Source organism: Affinundibacterium amnicola, assembly GCF_014284275.1.
In the GTDB taxonomy this organism is placed as follows: domain Bacteria; phylum Pseudomonadota; class Gammaproteobacteria; order Burkholderiales; family Burkholderiaceae_D; genus Undibacterium; species Undibacterium amnicola.
On sequence record NZ_JACOFU010000006.1, the window covers coordinates 13,685 to 34,447 of the forward strand.

20 protein-coding genes are annotated in these 20,763 nt (G+C 45.6%); 15 read left to right on the forward strand and 5 right to left on the reverse strand.

The genetic code is table 11. The features are described from left to right. The first annotated feature begins 6 nt into the window (after positions 1 to 6). The 6 genes from H8K33_RS14230 to H8K33_RS14255 all read left to right on the forward strand — a co-directional run bounded on the left by H8K33_RS14230 (position 7) and on the right by H8K33_RS14255 (position 6,218). Complete coding sequence (locus H8K33_RS14230; RefSeq protein ID WP_246443625.1) at positions 7 to 822, forward strand: type III pantothenate kinase; 816 nt, start codon at positions 7 to 9, stop codon at positions 820 to 822. A gap of 12 nt (positions 823 to 834) precedes the next feature. After that, positions 835 to 1,506: an SPOR domain-containing protein gene (locus H8K33_RS14235; RefSeq protein ID WP_186891716.1), complete on the forward strand. Its 672-nt coding sequence runs from the start codon at positions 835 to 837 to the stop codon at positions 1,504 to 1,506. Between the two features lie 64 nt (positions 1,507 to 1,570). Further along, positions 1,571 to 2,383 carry an N-formylglutamate deformylase gene (gene hutG / locus H8K33_RS14240; protein WP_246443627.1) on the forward strand — a complete coding sequence of 271 codons (813 nt, stop codon included), beginning with the start codon at positions 1,571 to 1,573 and terminating at the stop codon, positions 2,381 to 2,383. Between the two features lies 1 nt (position 2,384). Further along, entirely contained in the window at positions 2,385 to 3,752 is a 1,368-nt protein-coding gene (locus H8K33_RS14245) for a formimidoylglutamate deiminase (RefSeq protein WP_186891718.1), read from the forward strand. A 59-nt stretch (positions 3,753 to 3,811) separates the two neighbouring features. Further along, positions 3,812 to 5,707, forward strand: a complete 1,896-nt coding sequence (locus tag H8K33_RS14250; RefSeq protein ID WP_343043828.1) for a DUF885 domain-containing protein — start codon at positions 3,812 to 3,814, stop codon at positions 5,705 to 5,707. Positions 5,708 to 5,942: 235 nt separating this feature from the next. Beyond that, positions 5,943 to 6,218 carry a hypothetical protein gene (locus H8K33_RS14255; protein ID WP_186891719.1) on the forward strand — a complete coding sequence of 92 codons (276 nt, stop codon included), beginning with the start codon at positions 5,943 to 5,945 and terminating at the stop codon, positions 6,216 to 6,218. A gap of 7 nt (positions 6,219 to 6,225) precedes the next feature. Here the strand turns inward: H8K33_RS14255 and H8K33_RS14260 are convergent, their stop codons facing one another. After that, on the reverse strand, positions 6,226 to 6,870 hold the full coding sequence (locus tag H8K33_RS14260) for a YcbK family protein (RefSeq protein ID WP_186891720.1): 645 nt from the start codon (positions 6,868 to 6,870) through the stop codon (positions 6,226 to 6,228). A 165-nt stretch (positions 6,871 to 7,035) separates the two neighbouring features. Here H8K33_RS14260 and H8K33_RS14265 point away from each other — a divergent pair, with 165 nt between their 5' ends. Continuing rightward, the gene (locus H8K33_RS14265) at positions 7,036 to 7,788 is read left to right on the forward strand and encodes a phytanoyl-CoA dioxygenase family protein (protein WP_186891721.1); all 753 of its coding nucleotides are present in this window, start codon (positions 7,036 to 7,038) and stop codon (positions 7,786 to 7,788) included. A gap of 53 nt (positions 7,789 to 7,841) precedes the next feature. On the opposite strand, the gene H8K33_RS14270 is transcribed toward H8K33_RS14265, so the two are convergent. The 3 genes from H8K33_RS14270 to H8K33_RS14280 all read right to left on the reverse strand — a co-directional run bounded on the left by H8K33_RS14270 (position 7,842) and on the right by H8K33_RS14280 (position 9,749). Then, entirely contained in the window at positions 7,842 to 8,648 is an 807-nt protein-coding gene (locus H8K33_RS14270) for a MipA/OmpV family protein (protein ID WP_186891722.1), read from the reverse strand. 428 nt (positions 8,649 to 9,076) lie between these two features. Further along, positions 9,077 to 9,409 carry a hypothetical protein gene (locus H8K33_RS14275; RefSeq protein ID WP_186891723.1) on the reverse strand — a complete coding sequence of 111 codons (333 nt, stop codon included), beginning with the start codon at positions 9,407 to 9,409 and terminating at the stop codon, positions 9,077 to 9,079. Position 9,410: 1 nt separating this feature from the next. Further along, positions 9,411 to 9,749, reverse strand: a complete 339-nt coding sequence (locus H8K33_RS14280) for a RebB family R body protein (RefSeq protein WP_186891724.1) — start codon at positions 9,747 to 9,749, stop codon at positions 9,411 to 9,413. Positions 9,750 to 9,917: 168 nt separating this feature from the next. Between H8K33_RS14280 and H8K33_RS14285 the strand changes: the two genes are divergently transcribed. The 3 genes from H8K33_RS14285 (at position 9,918) to H8K33_RS14295 (ending at position 14,008) form a co-directional block, all read left to right on the forward strand. Further along, complete coding sequence (locus H8K33_RS14285) at positions 9,918 to 10,445, forward strand: PH domain-containing protein (protein WP_186891725.1); 528 nt, start codon at positions 9,918 to 9,920, stop codon at positions 10,443 to 10,445. Between the two features lie 454 nt (positions 10,446 to 10,899). Next, positions 10,900 to 12,351, forward strand: a complete 1,452-nt coding sequence (locus H8K33_RS14290; RefSeq protein ID WP_186891726.1) for a serine hydrolase domain-containing protein — start codon at positions 10,900 to 10,902, stop codon at positions 12,349 to 12,351. Positions 12,352 to 12,778: 427 nt separating this feature from the next. Further along, positions 12,779 to 14,008, forward strand: a complete 1,230-nt coding sequence (locus H8K33_RS14295; protein ID WP_186891727.1) for a TolB-like translocation protein — start codon at positions 12,779 to 12,781, stop codon at positions 14,006 to 14,008. A 67-nt stretch (positions 14,009 to 14,075) separates the two neighbouring features. On the opposite strand, the gene lysA is transcribed toward H8K33_RS14295, so the two are convergent. Continuing rightward, positions 14,076 to 15,326 carry a diaminopimelate decarboxylase gene (gene lysA / locus H8K33_RS14300; RefSeq protein WP_186891728.1) on the reverse strand — a complete coding sequence of 417 codons (1,251 nt, stop codon included), beginning with the start codon at positions 15,324 to 15,326 and terminating at the stop codon, positions 14,076 to 14,078. Between the two features lie 130 nt (positions 15,327 to 15,456). On the opposite strand from lysA, the gene H8K33_RS14305 reads away from it, so the two are divergent. From H8K33_RS14305 to H8K33_RS14325, 5 genes are all read left to right on the forward strand, one after another. Further along, positions 15,457 to 15,906 carry an Lrp/AsnC family transcriptional regulator gene (locus H8K33_RS14305; protein ID WP_186891729.1) on the forward strand — a complete coding sequence of 150 codons (450 nt, stop codon included), beginning with the start codon at positions 15,457 to 15,459 and terminating at the stop codon, positions 15,904 to 15,906. Between the two features lie 177 nt (positions 15,907 to 16,083). Then, entirely contained in the window at positions 16,084 to 17,352 is a 1,269-nt protein-coding gene (locus H8K33_RS14310) for an efflux RND transporter periplasmic adaptor subunit (protein ID WP_186891730.1), read from the forward strand. Positions 17,353 to 17,388: 36 nt separating this feature from the next. Further along, complete coding sequence (locus H8K33_RS14315; RefSeq protein WP_186891731.1) at positions 17,389 to 18,117, forward strand: ABC transporter ATP-binding protein; 729 nt, start codon at positions 17,389 to 17,391, stop codon at positions 18,115 to 18,117. Positions 18,118 to 18,134: 17 nt separating this feature from the next. Then, the gene (locus H8K33_RS14320) at positions 18,135 to 19,448 is read left to right on the forward strand and encodes an ABC transporter permease (RefSeq protein ID WP_186891732.1); all 1,314 of its coding nucleotides are present in this window, start codon (positions 18,135 to 18,137) and stop codon (positions 19,446 to 19,448) included. Between the two features lie 27 nt (positions 19,449 to 19,475). Beyond that, complete coding sequence (locus H8K33_RS14325) at positions 19,476 to 20,723, forward strand: ABC transporter permease (protein ID WP_186891733.1); 1,248 nt, start codon at positions 19,476 to 19,478, stop codon at positions 20,721 to 20,723. The last annotated feature ends 40 nt before the right edge of the window (positions 20,724 to 20,763 follow it).

Here is a 20,763-nt window from a genome sequence, read left to right on the forward strand (position 1 = left end):
AAAATCATGGATAAACGTCCGATGCTACTGCTGATTGATGCTGGTAATACGCGCGTGAAGTGGGCGTGTATTGATGCAGATTCTGCCAATGATCACTTGCCGTTTCCACCTGCATGGGAGGCAATTGCTTCAGTGACGCATCAAGGCTTTGATCAATTACTGCTCTCGATTCGTCATTATTCGGTGGTGCGCTGCGTGATGTCGAATGTCGCTGGCGATGCGGTGAAGCAGGAGCTCGCACAATTACTCTCGATTTCCTTCCCCGATTTACAGATTCAAAGTTTCAACTCGCAAGCGCAATGTGCTGGTGTCCGCAATCATTATCTGCACCCCGGAAAGTTAGGTTCAGATCGATTCGCATCGATGATTGCCGCACATACCCAGTTTCCCAATAAAAATCTCATTGTTGCCACATGTGGAACCGCAACGACCATCGATGCGCTGACTGCCGATGGAGACTTTTTAGGAGGAATGATTTTGCCCGGCTTGCAATTGATGGCGAATTCTCTCGCCAAAAATACTGCGCAATTACCGCACATAGAGCAACATGCACAACTATCAAATTTGTTTGCAACGGATACGGATCAGGCGATTGCGAGCGGCTGTGTACATGCGCAAATTGGAGCGATACACTGCGCTGTCAAAAATCTTGAACAGCATACTGGCGCGCCCGTGCAGTTAGTTATTTCTGGCGGTGCTGCCGTTTATCTCGTTCCTCACTTAAAGTTGATTGAGGATTTACAATGGCGACATTCTGAAAACCTGGTACTCACAGGCTTGTGGATTGCCAGTCACCTTACTCAAGCTTCCATTCCATCATAGAGACCATTGATTATGTTGCGATTTTTTTTCTGGATTTTTCTGATCTTAAATGCCTTACTGCTGGCGCTCAACTTTGGATTTTTAGGTAATTGGTCCAGCGATGTGCGCGAGCCCTTGCGCATGAAGTATGAAAAAAATGCGGATAAAATCAAGCTAATGAATGCTAATGCTGCGCAAGATAGCATTGAGGCGCATACAAAAAAGATGACACCGGTTTTGGCTTGCCTCGAACTATCCGGATTTAGCGTCGCTGATAGTAAAAGTTTTGATGAGAAAATCAAATCACTTGCGTTGGCCGAACGCCTTACGCGTACCGAGTTAGCTGAGGTGGCAAGCAATATGGTCTACCTGCCTTCGTTGGGCAGTAAAGATGCGGCAGAAAAGAAAGCCGCGCAAATCCGTAAATTAGGTGTGACTGAATTCTATGTGGTACAAGATCAAACGCCATTGCGTTGGGGTATCTCGCTAGGCGTATTTAAGACACCTGAAGCAGCTAAAGCCCACTTGGCTAATCTGGTAAAAAAAGGTCTAAAGGAAGCAAAGCTAGCGCCACGTACAGTGACTGCTGCAAAAATCAATTATCGACTTGAAAATCTTAGTGAAGAAGAAAAGCAAATTCTTGATCAAATTAAATCAGGATTCTCACAGACCCAAAGTCAAGAATGCAAAAATAGTAGCGAGTAAATAGTAGCGAATAAGTTGACGCAACATTTGCATAGTCCAAACTGTCTAATATCCTCAAAAAATCATGATGTCCGCCGCATTCCATTTTAAACAAGGACGTGTTCCTTTACTGGTTTCTATGCCGCATGTCGGTACTGAAATTCCCGATGCCGTGCTAGCGCAATTGAATCCTATTGCGCAGATTAAGGCCGACACTGATTGGCATTTACCTCTGCTTTACAACATGCTCGATGAACTCGGCGTTTCTTATATTCAGGCCAGATATTCGCGTTACGTGATTGATTTAAATCGTCCATCAGATGATGTGAATTTATATCCTGGACAAGACACTACTGGCTTGTGTCCAGTCGATACTTTTTCCAAGCAGCCTTTATACCGAAACGGTGTTGGCCCAGATGCCAACGAAGTACAAGCGCGTGTGCAACAGTATTGGCTGCCATATCATCAGCAATTACAAATGGAGCTTGCGCGTTTACGAGAATTGCATGGCGCTGTTGTTTTGTGGGATGCGCATTCGATCGCTTCGCAGGTACCAAGATTTTTCCAAGGTCAATTGCCCGATTTGAATTTTGGCACCGCCGATCAAAAATCCTGCGATCCCAGTTTGCAGCAAGCCTTATCTGAATTGATGCAGCACAGCGCAACAGCGTATTCCCATGTATTTAATGGTCGCTTTAAAGGTGGACATATCACTCGTCACTACGGACAACCAGTGCAACAAATTCATGCGGTGCAATTGGAGATGAGTCAGTGCGTGTATATGAACGAACGTGAGCCATACGCCTATCGCGCAGATTTGGCCGCTCAAGTGCAGCCTTTGCTGCAACAATTATTAGAAACTTGCCTGAAGTGGGCGCAGCAAACGACGGGAAAGTAAGATGACAGTACAAACATTATTTGCCAAGCAGGCTTTATTGCCATCTGGTTGGACTAGCGATGTCCGTTTGCATTGGGATGGTGCAGGCCATTTATCGCAAATAGAAACGGGTGTCATGCCGTTGTCGTATGAACGACAATATGGGTATGTTTCACCGGGGATGACGAATCTGCATTCACATGCCTTTCAAAGAGCGATGGCAGGTATGACCGAAATCGCAGGTGAAGGGCCTGATAGTTTTTGGACTTGGCGCGATCTCATGTATCGCTATGCGCTGGCGATCTCACCAGAACAAATGCAAGCGATTGCCGCGCAGTTGTACTCAGAATGCCTGCGCCACGGTTATACCTCGGTGTGTGAATTCCATTATGTCCATCGCGCGCCAAACGGTGAATTTTATAGCGACATCGCTGAGACTTCGCGTCAAGTCATTGCAGGTGCGCAGCAAACTGGTATGGGCATCACGATGCTGCCCGTGCTATACAGTTATGCCGATTTTAATCAACAGCCCTTGCGTGAAGATCAGCGACGATTCAATACCAATGTTGAACAGATATTGCGCATCATTGAGGCACTAGAGAAGCAGAGAAATGCACAAACAGAGATTGGTGTTGCGCCTCATTCTTTGCGAGCCGCCAGCACAGCTCAGATCAGTGAGGTTACCGCTGCTTTGCCGGCGGGACGTCCAATTCATATCCATATCGCTGAGCAAATGCGCGAAGTGAATGCTTGTCTGGCAGCGACTGGCAAGCGCCCGGTCGAATTATTATTTGATACGCAAACGGTGGATGAACGTTGGTGCTTGGTGCATGCCACGCACTTGAATCCACACGAAGTGGCGAGTATGGCAGCAAGTAAATCGATCGCTGGTATTTGTACCTCGACTGAGGGTAATCTTGGCGACGGTTTTTTTGAATTGCTTGATTACATCGCAGCCAATGGGCGTTTTGGTATTGGTACAGATAGTCATGCTTCACAGAGCGTGGTGGAAGAAATTCGCTGGCTTGAGTATGGTCAGCGATTAAAAATGCAAGGCCGTAATATTGCCAGTGTTAAGGGACAAAGACGTGTTGCCGATTACTTGTGGCAGCAATGTCTACTGGGCGGGGCACAAGCGTCTGGACGTGCAGTTGGTTCCTTGGAAGTCGGTAAGCGTGCTGATATGATTATTTTTGATGATCAGCATCCGAATCTTCAGTGCAGTGCGGTTGAAGATATTCTTAGCAGTGTGGTGTTTACGGGTAACGATAATTTAATTCGCGATGTGTTCGTCGGTGGAGTGCAGGTTGTGGAAAATGGCAAACATCGAGATCAGGCGAACATCACTGCCAACTACGTTGCTTGCATGCAGCAACTACGTCAGCTATAAAAAATTTGATTCACTTAATACCTGAGCGAATTCAAAAAAAATCATGAAATGGAGCAGCTGTGAAAACTCGTGCAACTAAAAATTTGACAGAACAATTAGCGATAAATTTGTCGACGAAATTGGCTACAGCCTTGCTTAGTGCAGGATTGTTCAGTATGCCCGCACTCGCGAATAATTTGACGGAAATGGCAACCGTCGACACCAATAGTATTGTCACTAGTAAGCTGGCAACTAATAGGCCTGCAACTAAGAGCGCAACAAGCTCGTTGGAAGCACGCTTGCGTCAGTTAGATAGTTTGTTGACGGAGCAGTGGGAATATGGATTAAAAACCAATCCAGAATACGCATCGATGCTTGGTGATAAACGATTTAACGATCAATTACGTGATTTTTCACAAGCTGCGATTGATGCGAATTTGAAGAAGAGCCGTGCATTTTTGGGTCGCTTTCAGGCAATTGATACGACAGGCTTTGACGTTCAACAAAAGCTGAACAAAGATTTGATGGTTCGTCAATTGCAAGAAGAATTGGCCACTGCACGTTTCACGCCTTGGCAAATGCCCGTATTACAAAATTCAGGCTTGCATTTGGATACGCCTGAACTGGTTTCTATGTTGAGCTTTGTCAGCGTGAAAGATTACGAGGATTACATTGCGCGTTTGAATAAGTTGCCAGTGTTGTTTGAACAAACCATGGTGCAAATGCGCAAAGGCTTGAAAAATAAATTGATGCCGCCGCAGTTTTTGTTGCCGAAGATTGCGCGTCAGTGTGAAGATATCGTCGCGATGAGTATGGACACTTCGCCATTCGCTAAACCAGTCATGCAATTTCCTGCAGAGTTTTCAGAAGCGGACAAGCAAAGATTGAAGACTGCGGTGTTGGCAGCGATTCAAAGTAAAGTTATTCCAGCCTATAAAAATTTCGCCAGTTTTGTGCGTAGTGATTATGCGCCTCACGGGCGTCAACATGCTGGTTTGTGGTCCTTGCCGAACGGTGCGGCACGTTATCAATTGCAAGTCAAAACGCAAACGACCACGAATAAAACACCTGAACAGATTCACCAGATTGGTCTGCGTGAAGTAGCGCGTATCGAAGGTGAGATGTTAACGGTTGCGAAGAAATTAGGATTTGCTGATTTGAAGTCTTTCAATGCAGCGATGGAAAAAAATCCAGATTTGCATCCAAAATCACGTCAGGAAATTCTCGATCTGTATAGCAAATATACGGACCAGATGTACGCAAAAATTCCTGAGTTATTTGGACGCTTACCCAAAGCCAAAGTGAAGATCATGGCGGTGGAAGAGTTCCGCGAAAAAGAAGCCGCTGGAGCTTCGTATAATCCTGGTGCTGCCGATGGCTCACGTCCAGGTCACGTCATGGTGAATACCGGTGACTTTGCTAATCGCATGACTTTGTCAATTGAAACCACTGCTTTGCACGAAGGTGTGCCGGGTCATCACATGCAAATTGCAATCGCACAAGAGTTAGAAGGTCTTCCCGCTTATCGCCAGCAAGGTGGCAATAATGCTTATGTCGAAGGTTGGGCTTTGTATTCTGAACGCTTGGGGCGCGAGCTGGGGTTTTTCCAAGATCCGTATAGTTTTTATGGTCATCTGCAAGATGAAATGCTGCGTGCAATCCGCTTAGTGGTGGATACTGGTTTACATTATAAAAAGTGGGATAGGCAGCAAGTGGTCGATTTTTTCCGTAAGCATTCAGGGATAGAAGAAGTCGAAATCCAGAGTGAGACTGATCGTTATATCGTGTGGCCAGGCCAGGCTTTGGGCTATAAAATCGGACAATTGAAGATTTTGGAATTGCGGGATTATGCAAGCAAGGCGCTCGGCAGTAAATTTAGTTTAAAGGAATTTCACGATGAAATTTTAGGTGCGGGTGCTTTGCCTTTAGATGTATTAGAAAGCAGGATTAAAGCTTGGGTTGCGACAAAATCATAGTTGAGAGAAAGTGAATCTGATCATTAGTTAATTTGCATATCACTTAGTAACTGCTAGATGAGTACCTGATAAATGTTAGATAGCTGCTAGATCAGCGCGAGACAAAAGCGGACGATAAGACATGTGGTTTTATCGTCCGCTTTTGTCTTGTAAGTGGGAAATAAATTTCTGCAATTTAAATTGCGCGAGTAGAATCAAATTCCGGCAATTCTTTTCTGACGAACTAGGAGGCGGTATGAATGCATTCGCAATGCCTGTGTATATGTTGGAATTTACACCTAAAACCATCGCTTCTCTGTTGTCGCAAGCCGCGATCGAAGGCTCGCTGGTTGAGTTAGATGTTTATGCCAGAAATGATCTGGCGGTGAAACTCGAAGCTAGCGGTCAACGCGTGAAAGCCACCCCTGAACTGTTTCGGATTACGACGGTGCATAACGGCGTCACCAATGAGCACGATTGGAATTTTACGATCTTACGTGAATCAGCGGATCGTAGTCGCAAGAAAAAGTAATTCCCGCTTACCCTTTCCAACTTCTCTGTAGCCCCGTATCGGTGTGAATCCAGCCACCACGGCTGCTGGCTCGGAAATAGAAACCAACGCCGCCTTGTTTAAAGCTTTGAATCAGCTCGCCTAGTACTTCTTCGTGCAAATCGCCAATTCGGATATCAGCAGCTTTGCCTTCAAGATGTAAGGATTTTCGTGCTGCGGGAATACCATCTTCACGTAATCTTTTATTCGACTCAAGCGTACGATAACCAGATAAAACTTCTAATGGCTTAGTCATGCCAAATCGGGCGATAAAGGCTTGTGTTGCCCACAATGTCTCGAGTAATTTTGGATCAATCGGGGCGGATTTTTTACCATGGACATCGCGCAAAATATGGCAGAACTGCTGATACGCAGAATCGATCATTTCGCCATCTTTCCAATACAAGAGTTTGGTGCGCTCACCACTGGCTGGACGAATCAAATCTAAAGTACGCGGCTTCAACCAAAAGTCGATATCCAGCACCTGTGCGTCAAACAAGTCTGGTGGCGGCGTAAGCTTATTCGTTTTCGTGTCACCGTCTTGCGCTAAGCTGAGTAGGGGGCGACTACCTATCAATAATCCACTCGCTGTCAGTAGCAAGGATTTCTTTAAGAACTGGCGGCGATTGTGCATGATGGTTTGATCAAAAAATTCAGATAATAAATTTTAGCTGGTATCACACACTTTGCGTACTTTACAGTCTCATTTCTTTTTACTATTTGTCCCGTGAGATTCGCGGAAGGCTTTGCTACATATCCTATAATGTGAAACTCGCCTTTTCCTTTTTATGTTTGCACTATGTTGACTTCTCACCAAATCGCTCAATTTCAGCAACAAGGATTTTTGGTTTTGCCAGCCTTTACCGCTGCGGAATATTGTCAGCAAGTGCTAAGCTTTGCGCAGCAACAATTAGACGCTGTCGTTCTACCGATAGAGTACGAAGCGGATACGCGTTATCCTGGTGCGCCAGTGTCGCGTGATGCAGAAGGTGGACAAACAGCTAGACGCTTATTGCAAGCCTATGCACGTTCACCGCTGCTAGCTGATTGGGCTACTCAAGCAGATTTAACGCAAGTGCTCACGCAACTCTTGGGTAGTGGTGTGAGAATGTCGCAAGTGCATCACAACTGCATCATGACTAAACAGGCGCGATTCTCAAGCTTGACTGGCTGGCATAGAGATAGCCGTTATTGGCATTTTCAAAAGCCAGAATTGATCAGCGCATGGCTCGCTTTACGCGATGAAAAAATTGAGAACGGTTGTTTATTGGTGCTGCCTGGTTCACACCGGTGGCAAATTGAAGCAGGGCAGTTAGACGGCGCACAGTTTTTGCGCGCGGATGTACCTGCCAATCAAGCCTTGTTGGCACAAGCGATCAGTGTGCCTTTGCAGCAAGGTGATGTCTTACTTTTTTCTAGTAACTTATTTCATGCCGCAGGGTGCAATCAAACAGGCCAAACGAAGTTTTCTATGGTGTTCACGTACCGCGATCAAGACAACTTACCGATATCGGATTCACGCTCCGCCAGCTTGCCTGAAATTCTTTTGTAAGTTTGCTTGGGTGTTGACTAAAAAAATGAGACAACACCCAATTCCATCAACTATTAGAAATGATAGGCTGCTGCTGCAACGATACTTGATGTACGGGTTTTTTCACTCAAGGGGCTTGATTTCGCATCACCAGCTAAGCGGTCACTAGTCACAATTAAGCTAAGCGAAGTCCTGTCGTTGATCATGTAAGAAACAAATGCAGACACATAGGTATTTTTTAGTCCGGCTTTCGGCGTATATATTTTGTGTGATGAACGTGCAGATTGTACCTGACTGATACCGAAAAATGACTGCATATAATTGTCGTTCGCATAGCTGGCACCAAGACTTGCACCGGCGCTTAGGTTGCGGTTCCAGGACTCGGTAAATCCGGCGCTCAGATCAAATAGCATTCCCTTGTTATCATTTCCGGCACCATAGCGAACAGAGCTGGCGAAATAGGTATCTGCTCCCGGATTGAAGGTGAAGAAAGCACCAATTTCTGGTTTTGCGTCAATGTCCCCCAAACCGCGTAATAGTTTCGCGCGTTTTTCTTTACGTCCGATGTCACCGGTCATGCGTACACCGTAATGAAACTTTGGATCGCCAGAAAAATTGTAACCCAGCCCATTGGATCCACCAGCAAACCAGCCGTTTGCCCATTGATAGTCGACAACAGGAACGATGAGTTTTCGATTTTTAGCAGAGCCTTGATATTCGGGTGTAGAAAGTGCTGCCACACCGAGCATGCCACCGCTTTGCCCGGGGGCTGCGGCATGTAATTGGACCGAGTTAAACATCTGTGCAGAAGCTTGGGTTGCGAGTACGCTAAATACAATACTGGCGGTGCTTGAGAGTAGTCTTAGAGTTTGACGTTGCATGTAATTTCCTGGTGATAGAAGTAATGAAGATTCCTGCCATGCCAGAGCGTCACTGTGTTTGAAGTAGTGTGACCAAAGTTGGCAAAGTAAATTGTAAAAAACAGCTGTGCAAATTGCATTAATAATGAGATGAACAGAATTGTTCGTGTCGTCAATTGAGAGAAAAACGGCGTGAGCTGATTCTTTGTCAGTTGGGGTTGTGCTATCAGTCTCAATAGCATCAATGTGGAAATTGCGCGCTATACATAGATCGGGGAATAGGTATTTCATGGTCAAAAAAATGCGCCATGTCGGCGCATTTTTCTTCGAATAACAGTAAAGTGACCTCACCTAACTGCAGCTATCCAGTAGACGCAAGCTTTATCATGGTGATAAGCATGGCGACTAAGCACGGCAATTGCTTGCTATTGCTGGTTACGACCGCTTCGCTATTGCAATTTCTTGAACTCCACCAAAATTTCCGCACAGTTCTTTGCGCTTTTCACCACGTAGTCTTGATCAAAGGAAATGCTCTTTTGTATCGTGTCTAGTAACAGTGCACCTTGATCATCGCCATCGGCAATTTTTCTCATTGCCAGTGCTAATCCAGCGGTGTACAGCATATGGTTGTTACGCTGAAAGCTGACCGCATCGAGCAAAATGAGATTCACAGCGTTTAAGGCTGCAAGATAAGCCATGGAATCGGCGTGTGGCGTAGTAGCCTTCAAGTCTTCTTCGTCTATTGAGTTGGACTCAGGTTCGGACTCATTGAGCGAAGTCATGTTAACTCCCAGATTTAGCCGCCTTTAGCTGCGCTAATTCTGCGGCTAAAGCATCCATTTTCGCTTGCATTTGTTCTTGCACGCTATTGCTGTTTGACTCAAAGCTCGCTGCGCCCGCCTTACTTGATTCAAACAGTTTTGTGACCCCCAAGGTTGTCGCTGCTTGATAAGTAACATTCGCTTGTTGTTGCGCGTAGACTGCATTAGCCGCGGCCATTGCGACTGAGTTGCCAATGGTTTGATAGAGACTACCCATCGCCATTGCAGGTGCTTCACCGAGTACTTTCACATTGGTTTGCGTGATGGCATCGGTGATTTGAGGATTAACGATATCGCCCATAGGAATTTCCTTTTTAGAGTTGATCTGACATCTTCATTTGCTACGGAGTTTGATTGTATGAATTATTATGAGAAATTGCACGAATTAAATGCAAACTTAAAGTGCAAGTGATTCTCTAGTTGAATATAATATTATTATTTTTACTTAATCAAAATGAAAGGTGACGTGATGACCTTCGAGATTGCTCCTGTCGGCTTGAGTGCTTATCTCGTATTAGTGGCGATTGCTGTGTTTGTTGTTTGTGTTCCTTTGTTTTGGTTGAATAAAGAAGGGATGGCATTCGCCATGCAAAAATCCCTTATCGGACTCGTACTAGCTTCCCCGGTTATTCTCGGAATTGCTTACACAATGCATGACAATGCCTTCGAATTAAGCGGAAAGAATATTCAGGTTCGAGCAGACTCTTTTTATCATTACACTCGCAGTCTTGATGAGTTTGATTTAAGTCATGCACAGATCGGTTCTTATGAATCGATTCCCACGGCACAGCTGAAATGGCGCCGGAATGGACTGGGATTGCCGGGAGTGAGTGCAGGGCATTTTTCTACGCAAGATGGAAAGGCAATTTTCGTGGCTTTGACGGATCGTTCTCAGGTACTGTATTTGCCAGCGAAGTCAGGTGCGTCATTGCTGGTGAGTGTGCAGAATCCAAATGCGGTGCTTGATGCTTTAAAGCGTGCAAAGTCAACTTCTTAGCTTCGCGTGTCAAGCTTATATTGGTGACCTCAAAATTTTTGCGCAACTCCATGAAGTGAAGTCATTTCGCAAAATGGCAACGGTCTGCGTGCGTTATTTGTGCAAGTTCAACATGTCGATAAAGTTGGTAGACGCTTGCGTAAAGAGTACATCTAGCCTTTGAAATTTACTACTAGATAGTCCACAGCTTCTGCATAGTCTGAACGGTATGATGGGGAATGGATCAATCATCAACTGAGCTGGTGTCGACATAACGCGGATGGGATTAACTTTAACAGTCTTCGCATCATCTCTACGTGTCCACAACTGTCCGGTATTTCTGATACGGACAAGTATTAGTTTTCTTGGTCGGATATATTGTTGAATGAAATCAATTGCTTACACATATCCTTTAGTTGGCACACTTTCTGCTGAAGGCTTGTATACATTCTAAGTCGAGGTAAGCAGCATGGTGATGCGTTCAACAGTAGTTCAGATTTCAATTCTGCTTTTCAGTTGCTTATTTGTGTCAGCAATTGTAATTGCTCAAACCACGGATCAAGTCTCACCTTCGACTGAGCAAATTGATGCCTATGTTCAGCAAGGGATGCAGCAACTTGCTATTCCAGGAGCTGCACTTGCACTTTTTCGTCATGGCAAAGTCACCCATGTGAAAGGCTTTGGACGTATGGATAGCACGGGCGCTATCGTCACCGCGCAAACACCATTTCAAATCGGGTCTATTAGTAAGTCATTCGCCGCGCTAGTGGTTTTGCAACTCGCTGATGAGGGGCGATTATCACTAGACGATCCCGTATCGACATATCTTTCCTACTTTCAGACGAATGATAAAACTGCTTCCGACCAAATCAGCATTCGCCATTTACTCAATCACCGTAGTGGTCTGTCTATGCTAGAAGGAAATCGTAATCAAGACACGACTTATCGTGGCGCTGATGCGATGGAGCGTGTCATCCGAGATTTTAAGGACGTGCAATTGTTTGCAAAACCCGGCGCTCGATTTCAGTATTCAAACGCAAACTACATTTTAATCGCTCAATTGATTGAATCAGTAGAGAAAATGTCGTATGAAAAAGTGGTGAAAAATAGGATTTTTGCGAAGCTTGGAATGAAAAATTCCTACATACAGATGGCTAGCGATTCTGTAGAAAGGCCGGCATTGGGTCATACGCAATGGTTTGGTTTTACTGTTGAAAAGAATTTCATAGCAGGAAGATTGATGATGGGCGCTGGTGGTGTAACTAGCAGCGCTGAAGATTTGGCCATCTATCTTGTCGCCATTTTTGAAAATGACCCACGGATCATCTCAAACACACTGGCTAAGGCATTAGCCAAGGAACGAAAAGGTGGCTATGAGTTTGGTTGGGAATTTGATACGGTCGCCGGACAAAGAATTATTTTTCATGGCGGATTAAATCCCGGTTTTCTGGCGATGGTAAAGTACAAGCCAAAAACGCGCGAGGGTGTGCTTATTTTGACCAATATGAATGGCAGTCATGAGGGCAATTTTATCTATGGCGTGACCGATTACGCTCTGGGACTTCCACCTACCGATATCGCTCCGTCAAATATGGCACTGCTAAGATTATGGGGCACGCTGGGTCTGATGTGTTTGTTAGCAGTCGGTTTTGTATACTCGGTGGTTAAATTAATTAAGCACCCATCTAAGCACCTACCCAAATCTCACTCGGATTCCGTCGTTAAACGATGGTTAAGAATAAGCGTTCCTTCACTTTTCTTAGCCGGACTAAGTTACTTTCTAGCCTTTGTCGTTCCGCAGTTAAGTGGAGTAAACCTGACTGCCGTAGGCATGTTTTACCCCGATCTTCACTTAATGATGGCTATATCGTCAGTGATCGCTTTGCTATGGGCGCTTGCTCGAACCGTGCTTCTGATACGTCAGTGAGCCACTAACCATTTTCTTTGTATTTAGTCTTGCAAAGAAAGGACCCTAGCTTATGCCTTGAATTAATGCCGTCAGATTATTGGCATAGTGTTCGGAATGCGATTTTATGATTGGCAAGGCTCGCTGCGCGCCTTGCAACATGAGTGCCTTTCCCGCATGAGGAAAAGCGAGCAGGGCATCCTCAATAATGCTCTTGGTTATTGATGACTTACGAAGAAATTGTGTTGCTGAGTTAATCTCACCGCGAATCAAGCTTAGCACTGCTTTTGATGAATAATTTTGTTTGTTTGCTGATTTTAGTCGTTAGATTTTCAATTTCATCGTGACATGAGAGAATGTATTTTTTATTATTTTTTGGAGAAATACAGTGCATTTCGTTCTTATTCTCTTGGGTATTGTAATTTCGCTTGTTGTAGTTTCGAAACTGATGAGGCAAGCCGCTGCAAACTCGCCACTTGCAGAACTAACGCCGAGTCAGCGAACTGCTCTACAAAACACCTCTCCGATTTCCATTGCTTATCTTGCCAGTGGAAAACTCTTTTATAAAGAGGCAAATGCTGGCGTTGAGCAGGTGCAAAGTCCTTATGTGCAAGAGATGATCGATAAGATGGAGCGCAATAAAGAGCGGCACGCTTGGAAAGAAAATACCAGCTTTAGTGTATCTGCGAACGGCGGCATGCGGCAGTTTGATAAAGACAATCCACACATCGTTGCGACTTCGATGTTGTTTACGAGTTCAAAGGATCTTCTTTATTTTCTAAAAGATGATGTGATGGGTGGCTTGTTTTCTATGGATTTGCAGACATACGAGGAAAAACGTATTTTGCATAAACAGAATTTGTCTTTGAGTGACCTGAGTTTAGACACCTCGGGCGAGAAAATTTTATGCACGTCCAACTGTAAAGATGGTTCAACGAACATAGCGATCATCAATCGTGACGGAGGCCAATTTACTTCACTGACGGGAGGCGATACTCTAGACAGTGCACCTGCATGGATACCCGGTGTAGAAAACCAAATTCTTTATCAATCCGCAGGTTTGGCTCGCGCGCCGAGCGGTTATATTGCCGCAGTAGGAAATTCTTGCATACAGATGTTGGATATGAAAACCAGCAAGGTGACACCTGTGATGGATGATCCGCAGTTTGATTACCTTCATCCACGTGTTTGCTTGAAAGGGAACTTGCACTTTATACGTCGACCATACGAGGGGCAAAAAACTGATGTAAGCGCTGTGATCTTGGATACGCTATTTTTCCCTTTCCGTTTACTGCGAGCCGTATTTCATTACCTGAACTTCTTTTCAATGATGTATAGCCGTAAGCCCTTGACCAGTGCTTCAGGGCCTGTAGTTAATGCCGACTTGAAAGAAATAATATTGAAAGGTAAACGCATTGACGCTGAAAAAGCCTTGCGTAGTGCAGGTATGGTACATGGCGTTCCTTCGCTCGTTCCTAATACTTGGCAATTGATTTCTCGTGATCGGCAGGGTCACGAGCAAGTACTGGCAACCAATGTGGTTGCTTACGAGATTACAGCCGATGGCAATATAGTGTATTCCAACGGCCGTGGCGTGTTCTTGCTAGCGAAAGCTAGTCAGGCGAGTTTGATTATGAAAGCAGATTTGATTGAGGAGCTGGCTGTCAATCTGATGTAGTAGTTTGTACCACTTGTACCCATCCAGAATTTCGATAATTCGAGCGGATACAAGAGTTCGAACATAATTAGGACTCTAACATCTCCAAGCTAATCAACTCCTGAATACTCTGCCGACGACGTATCAAACGCAGCTCATCACCATCGACCAGCACCTCAGGAATCAAAGGTCGTGAATTGTAATTTGACGACATGCTTGCGCCGTATGCGCCTGCGTCATGGAAGACGATCAGATCGCCGACTTCACACGAAGGCAAATCTTGATGCGTGACTACACCACCTTCTTCTTGGGTAAACACATCACCCGATTCACATAAAGGACCTGCGACCACGGTTGGGTGTAAGGAACCGGTGCGCAATTTACCGTCGGTGGTATGAGCACTGATGCGATGGTAGCTGCCATACATGGATGGACGCACCAAGTCATTAAAGCCTGCATCGACGAAGATAAAGTAATTACTGCCAACTTGTTTTTGCGCGCGTAGTTCTGAAATCAAGATGCCTGATTGTGCGACTAAAAAGCGACCTGGTTCGATTTCCATACTGATCTTGTGACCAAGGTGCGCTTCGATTTGTTGTCGTGCTTTGTCCCAGATCTCAAAATAATGTGCGGTATCGACCTCCGGTTCGCCAGCTTGGTAGGGAATCGATAAACCACCGCCAATGGAAATCGCTTGTAGGTCGAGTGGACAAGCTTTGACTTGATTGATCATGGCATCGCAGACGCTTTGTAAGTGATCGTAATCCACACCTGAGCCTATGTGCATGTGCAAGCCGACTAGCTGCAAGCCATATTGTTGAATCAGAGCATAAGCTTGCGGAAGTTCTTCATGCCAAATGCCGTGTTTGCTTTGCTCTCCACCAGTATTGGTTTTGCGACTGTGTCCGTGACCAAAGCCAGGGTTGATGCGTAACCACACAGGATGCCCCGGCTTGGCTTGTCCAAGTTGCTCCAGCATTTGAGGTGAACCGCAGTTGACTGGAATATTCAGTTCTACCACGCGTTTGAGGGCTTGGCGATCGAGTAAGTCGGCGGTGAACACAATTGGTGCATGTTCATGCTTTGTAGTTGGGTCAAAGCCTGCGACCAAGGCGCGTTCAACTTCACCAAGAGAAACCGAATCCACCAATACGCCTTGTTCCCGCATCAAACTAAGGATATGGATGTTGCTGCAAGATTTTTGTGCGAAGCGGATCACATCGAATTGGCGAAGCTGTGCAATCTGTGCACGTATCATCGCTGCATCATAGGCCCAACACGGGGTTTGATAATTTTTCGCGATGTGTTGAATTTGTTGTGCGCTGATGGCATTCGGCATGGTTGTCTTTCGAAGAATTTTGCATTTGAGAAGCATTACTGTAGCGCGTACAATGCAGAAACGACATGGGGATTTAACGGAGAAACTGGGCTTTCACCATGTATTCAACAGAAATCAAGAGGTTTGGCTTATGAATCAAAAAATTGACCAATTTGACAAAAAAATCCTGCAACTATTGCAAGAAGATGCCCGTATGTCACATGCAGAAATTGGACGGCAAGTCCACCTGAGCCAGCCAGCGGTATCTGAGCGCATCAAGCGTTTAGAAGGCAATCGCGTGATTCGCGCTTATCGTGCAGATATTAATCCCAAAGCTTTGGGGTATGACATCACAGCGATGATACGCGTTTCAACCCAACAAGGCCGCCCCTATGCCGAGTATGTGGCTAACTGTCCTGAGATTATTGATTGTTACACTGTCACTGGTGAAGATGGTGCGGTGATGCGGGTATTGGCAACCGACGTCGATCATCTGCAACGGATTATTAATGAGCTCAATGCCTTCGGATCGACTTCAACTGCCATTGTGTTGACCACGCATGTGGCGGGAAAATCGATTGCAGTGCCAAATGTGGAATGAACGGTTTTAATTGTCCACAGCTGTCCATGGGCGCATGTTTGGACAAGTGCGGACACCGCTTTGTATTGAACACATAACCGCTAAATCTATATAAATCAATGCCTTAGAGCGAAATTTTCCTGTGGCACGCTTCCTGCTAAAGAGTTAAACATTCGATTAACTTTAGGCAGGAACCACATGATTCGAGATACCTCAGGTCAAGACGCAATGATTGCAGCGCCACCAGTATGGCGTCGAAAAAAAATATGGATAATCAGCTTATGCGCTATCGCTTTCTTGATCATTTGTTTTGTCCTCTTACGTGCTTATGGCAATAGTTCCAAGTCGATTAGCAGCGCGCGCATTAAAGTAGCACAAGTTACTCGTGGTACCTTGGTGCGCGATGTCGCTGTCAATGGCCGCATGGTTGCAGCGATCAGTCCCACCTTATATTCCACCGCATCTAGTACGGTGACTTTAAAAGTCAAAGCCGGCGACATGGTGAAAAAGGGCGATATCGTCGCCGAACTGGAATCGCCAGATCTGACCAGTTTGCTCAAGCGTGAGCAAGCGATTTACGATCAACTGGAAGCCGAAGTCGCCCGTCAAAAAATCCTCGCACGCAAACAAAAACTGATTGCACGTCGTGATGCTGATCAGGCAGAAATAGAACGTGTCACCGCGGCGCGCACTTATGAACGTTTCGAAAAAGCCGGTCCGTCAGGAGTCATTTCTAAGATCGACTATATGCGGGCTCAAGATGCTTTAAAGACGGCGGAAATCCGTGCGAAACACGCAGAAGCGGCGACTGGTTTAGAAAATGAAGATGTGGATCTGAATCTAAAAACGCGTATGGCACAGTTAGAGCAGCAACGCTTACTGCGTGATGATGCCAAACGTAAGGTGGAAGAACTTAAATTGAAAGCGCCAGTAGACGGCATGGTAGGTACTTTATCTGTTGCCAACCGCAGTGTGGTTGCCGCCAACACCGCGTTAATGACCTTGGTCGATTTGTCTCAACTCGAAGTGGAATTAGAAATCCCTGAGACCTATGTCGCTGATTTAGGTTTGGGTATGACGGCAGAAATTACGATCAATGGCGTAACCACAAAAGGAAAATTATCCGCCTTGTCACCTGAGGTGGTGAAAAACCAAGTATTGGCGAGAGTGCGTTTTGATGGTGTTCAGCCGTCTGGTCTGCGTCAAAGTCAACGCGTTTCAGCACGCTTATTGATTGAAGAAAAACCGAATGTATTGATGCTAGCGCGTGGTCCTTTTGTGGAAAGCGAAGGCGGTCGTTTTGTCTATGTTGTGGAAAATAATATCGCGGTACGTCGTCCATTTAAATTAGGTGCGACCAGTATTTCTGCGGTAGAAATTGTAGATGGTTTAAAGCTAGGCGATAAGGTCGTCGTTGCTGGTACCGATCAGTTTGAAAACGCAGAAAAAGTCTCTTTGAATAATTAATCTTTACAACCGAATTGAATAAATAAAGGAACTACCATGTTACACATGAAAAATCTGAGCAAAGTTTATCGCACGCATATGATAGAAACCCATGCTTTGCGTGGCTTTGAAATTCACGTTAAGCAAGGCGAATTTGTTACTGTGACTGGGCCTTCAGGATCTGGCAAAACCACCTTCTTGAATATTGCTGGTTTGTTAGAAGATTTTACCGGCGGTGAGTATTTTTTAGATGGTGTTAACGTGACAGGTATGAACGACAACGCCCGCACGCGTTTGCGTAATGAAAAGCTGGGATTTATTTTTCAGGGCTTTAATTTAATTCCTGATTTGAATTTGTTTGATAACGTCGATGTACCTTTACGCTATCGTGGCTTTGCAGCAAAAGAGCGAAAAGAGCGGATCGAAGACGCTTTAGCGCAAGTGGGATTGGCTTCGCGCATGAAGCATTATCCCGCCGAGCTGTCAGGCGGGCAGCAGCAACGTGTGGCGATTGCGCGTGCCTTGGCTGGTTCCCCGCGACTACTACTTGCCGATGAACCAACCGGTAATCTGGACACACAAATGGCGCGTAGCGTGATGGAATTGCTGGAAGAGATTAATGCCAGAGGCACGACGATTTTGATGGTCACCCATGATCCTGAATTAGCACTACGTTCACAACGTAATGTTCATATCATCGACGGTCAGGTTTCTGATCTGGTGCGTAAAACACCGAGCTTGGTGGTAGAGCACCACAATGTTGAAACTAATTTGCATATTGCCTAAGTCAGATAGGAACCATCATGTTTCGATACTATTTTCTACTTGGCTTAAAAAGCCTACGACGCAATCCTGCACTCACGGCCTTAATGGTACTAACTTTGGCAATTGGTGTTGCTGCCAGCGTCTCAACTTTGACGATATTGCACGTCATGTCTGGCGATCCAATTCCACAAAAAAGTGATCGCTTATTTACTGCCATTCTCGATCCGGGACAAAAGGAAGGCTATACGCCAGGTGATGAGCCGAATGATCACCAATTTACCTATAAAGATATCAGTAATCTACTGCTTAGTAAGCAGGGTGAACGTCGTGCGGCGATGTATGGCATTGAAGCAACCGCAGAGCCAGCACGAAAAGATTTGGGTGCTATTTCTATGGAAGGCTTAGCCGTGACTGCGGATACCTTTGCGATGTTTGAGATTCCGTTTGTCAGTGGACAAGGGTGGCAAGCGTCGGAAGATAAAAATTCTGCTGATGTCGTTGTCTTAAGCAAAAAAATGGCAGAAAAGTTTTTTGGTGCCGTCAATCCTGTAGGACAAAAGCTCCGCATGTTGAAAGGTGATTTTACGGTGATCGGCGTCAGTGACGATTGGGCACCAAAACCAAAATTCTACATTTTCAATGGACGTGAAGGCGCCTTCACCGAAGAGCCAGATTTCATACTGCCTCTGAGTAATGCCATACGTCGCGAAGTGGCGCACTCCGGCAACATGGGCTGCACCAGCAATTCCGAACCTGGTTGGGAAGGAAGATTGAAATCCGAATGCACATGGTTTCATTTTTGGTTTGAATTGAAATCACCAAGCCAACGTGCTGATTTGCAGAACTATTTGGACAGCTATGTGGCGGAGCAATTTAAGTTAGGTCGCTTCCAACGTCAGGCAAAGAATCGTCTATTTAATGTGCGTGAATTTTTGGTTGAAATGCGCGTGATTGGTGACGATAGCCGCCTCTCAGCTTGGTTAGCATTTGGTTTCTTGATGCTGTGTTTGGTTAACACGATAGGTTTATTGTTGGCGAAATTCTCGGTGCGAGCATCCGAGGTCGGCGTAAGACGTGCACTGGGCGCTTCACGTAGAGAAATATTTACGCAGTTTTTGATTGAGACGGGGGTAGTTGGTTTGGTGGGTGCTTTGTTAGGCGTGTTGTTGGCGATGGGCGCACTTCAGCTAATTGCTTTGCAATCGAAGGCGCTCGCGGTAGTCGCACACATGGACTGGGCGATGTTGGGTTTGACCTTCTTAATGTCGGTCAGTGCGGCCTTATTGGCAGGTTTGTTGCCAACTTGGCGCGCTTGTCAGGTCACACCGGCAATTCAACTTAAATCGCAATAAGCGTCATCAAGAGGGAAGCATAAAATCATGAAAATATTATTTGAACTACGCCCCATCTTTTCCGCATTGTTGCGCAATAAGTTGGGGCCAGTGTTGGTAGCAATGCAGGTCGCATTGAGTTTGGCGATACTTGTCAATGCGATTTATATCGTTAATTTACGTCTGGAAGTTGCCGCTCGTCCAAGTGGCGTTGCCGACGAACTTGAGGTTTTTAGAGTCAATATTAGGAATCAAATTCTAGGTGGGCATGAAGATCAAGTGGCATTGCAAAAGCGCGAGACAGACACAATACGTGCTGTGCCTGGAGTCGTCTCTGTTGCGCGCACTAGCTCTTTTCCAGTCTCTCGTTCCGGCAGCAATACCTCGGTAGCGGTAGATCGGAAACAAGAGGTTCCTACTGCAGTCACTGGTATGTATGTATCTGCGGATTCGCTGGTCAAAACTTGGAAATTACGTTTGATAGAAGGCAAAGATTTTCAAGCCGATGACTTTGTTGATTTGAACCCGAATATCAGTAAAGAATTCGTGAAAAAAGTCATCATCAGTAAAGCGCTGGGAGAGAAGTTGTTTCCAGGCCAGACTAGCTTTGTCGGCAAAGAATATTTTTTCGGAACAGGTAGCGACGCCAACGGTGTCACTATCGTGGGCGTGGTTGAGACTCTACAGACCTCAGGTGCTCAGCCTGGTCAACGAGGTGAAATGACAACCTTGTTGCCAGCGCGTTTATCCGGACAAATCTGGGACGGCTACGCGGTACGTGCAGAAGCGGGACAACGTGATCGAGTCATGAAGGAAGTGGAAGAAGCACTGCGTAAAGCTTCTGCTACACCGGTGTATGTTAAAGCTACAAGTATGGAAAAATTCCGTGATGATCGCTATCGCAGCGAAAAGGGTTTGGCGTGGATGTTGCTCGCGGTAAGTGCTTTATTGGTGGTGGTGACTGCCAGCGGTATTGTCGGTATGAGCACTTTGTGGGTGGCTCAACGTCGCAAGCAAATTGGTATTCGTCGTGCTTTAGGTGCTCGTCGTATTGATGTGCTGGCCTATTTTATTGCGGAGAATTGGTTGATTACGACTAGCGGTATTGTGTTTGGTATCGCCTTGGCTTTGGGTTTAAATTATGTGTTGGTCAGCCAATTTGAATTGCCAAAGCTGCCGTTTAGCTATCTCTTATTGTCGCCAATCGTATTTTGGATTTTGGGCGTGCTTGCTGTGTATGCGCCTGCGTGGCGTGCAGCGAGTATCTCGCCCGCAACCGCAACCCGTGGCGTGTAAGCTGTGAGTTAAAATGTCATTCGTGATCCATATTATCTTC

Coding starts and splice junctions, on each gene's coding strand:
- H8K33_RS14230 (WP_246443625.1), top strand. CDS start 7: ATGGATAAACGTCCGATGCTACTGCTGATTGATGCTGGTAATACGCGC.
- H8K33_RS14235 (WP_186891716.1), top strand. CDS start 835: ATGTTGCGATTTTTTTTCTGGATTTTTCTGATCTTAAATGCCTTACTG.
- hutG (WP_246443627.1), top strand. CDS start 1,571: ATGATGTCCGCCGCATTCCATTTTAAACAAGGACGTGTTCCTTTACTG.
- H8K33_RS14245 (WP_186891718.1), top strand. CDS start 2,385: ATGACAGTACAAACATTATTTGCCAAGCAGGCTTTATTGCCATCTGGT.
- H8K33_RS14255 (WP_186891719.1), top strand. CDS start 5,943: ATGAATGCATTCGCAATGCCTGTGTATATGTTGGAATTTACACCTAAA.
- H8K33_RS14260 (WP_186891720.1), bottom strand. CDS start 6,870: ATGCACAATCGCCGCCAGTTCTTAAAGAAATCCTTGCTACTGACAGCG.
- H8K33_RS14265 (WP_186891721.1), top strand. CDS start 7,036: ATGTTGACTTCTCACCAAATCGCTCAATTTCAGCAACAAGGATTTTTG.
- H8K33_RS14270 (WP_186891722.1), bottom strand. CDS start 8,648: ATGCAACGTCAAACTCTAAGACTACTCTCAAGCACCGCCAGTATTGTA.
- H8K33_RS14275 (WP_186891723.1), bottom strand. CDS start 9,409: ATGACTTCGCTCAATGAGTCCGAACCTGAGTCCAACTCAATAGACGAA.
- H8K33_RS14280 (WP_186891724.1), bottom strand. CDS start 9,749: ATGGGCGATATCGTTAATCCTCAAATCACCGATGCCATCACGCAAACC.
- H8K33_RS14285 (WP_186891725.1), top strand. CDS start 9,918: ATGACCTTCGAGATTGCTCCTGTCGGCTTGAGTGCTTATCTCGTATTA.
- H8K33_RS14290 (WP_186891726.1), top strand. CDS start 10,900: ATGCGTTCAACAGTAGTTCAGATTTCAATTCTGCTTTTCAGTTGCTTA.
- H8K33_RS14295 (WP_186891727.1), top strand. CDS start 12,779: ATGAGGCAAGCCGCTGCAAACTCGCCACTTGCAGAACTAACGCCGAGT.
- lysA (WP_186891728.1), bottom strand. CDS start 15,326: ATGCCGAATGCCATCAGCGCACAACAAATTCAACACATCGCGAAAAAT.
- H8K33_RS14305 (WP_186891729.1), top strand. CDS start 15,457: ATGAATCAAAAAATTGACCAATTTGACAAAAAAATCCTGCAACTATTG.
- H8K33_RS14310 (WP_186891730.1), top strand. CDS start 16,084: ATGATTCGAGATACCTCAGGTCAAGACGCAATGATTGCAGCGCCACCA.
- H8K33_RS14315 (WP_186891731.1), top strand. CDS start 17,389: ATGTTACACATGAAAAATCTGAGCAAAGTTTATCGCACGCATATGATA.
- H8K33_RS14320 (WP_186891732.1), top strand. CDS start 18,135: ATGTTTCGATACTATTTTCTACTTGGCTTAAAAAGCCTACGACGCAAT.
- H8K33_RS14325 (WP_186891733.1), top strand. CDS start 19,476: ATGAAAATATTATTTGAACTACGCCCCATCTTTTCCGCATTGTTGCGC.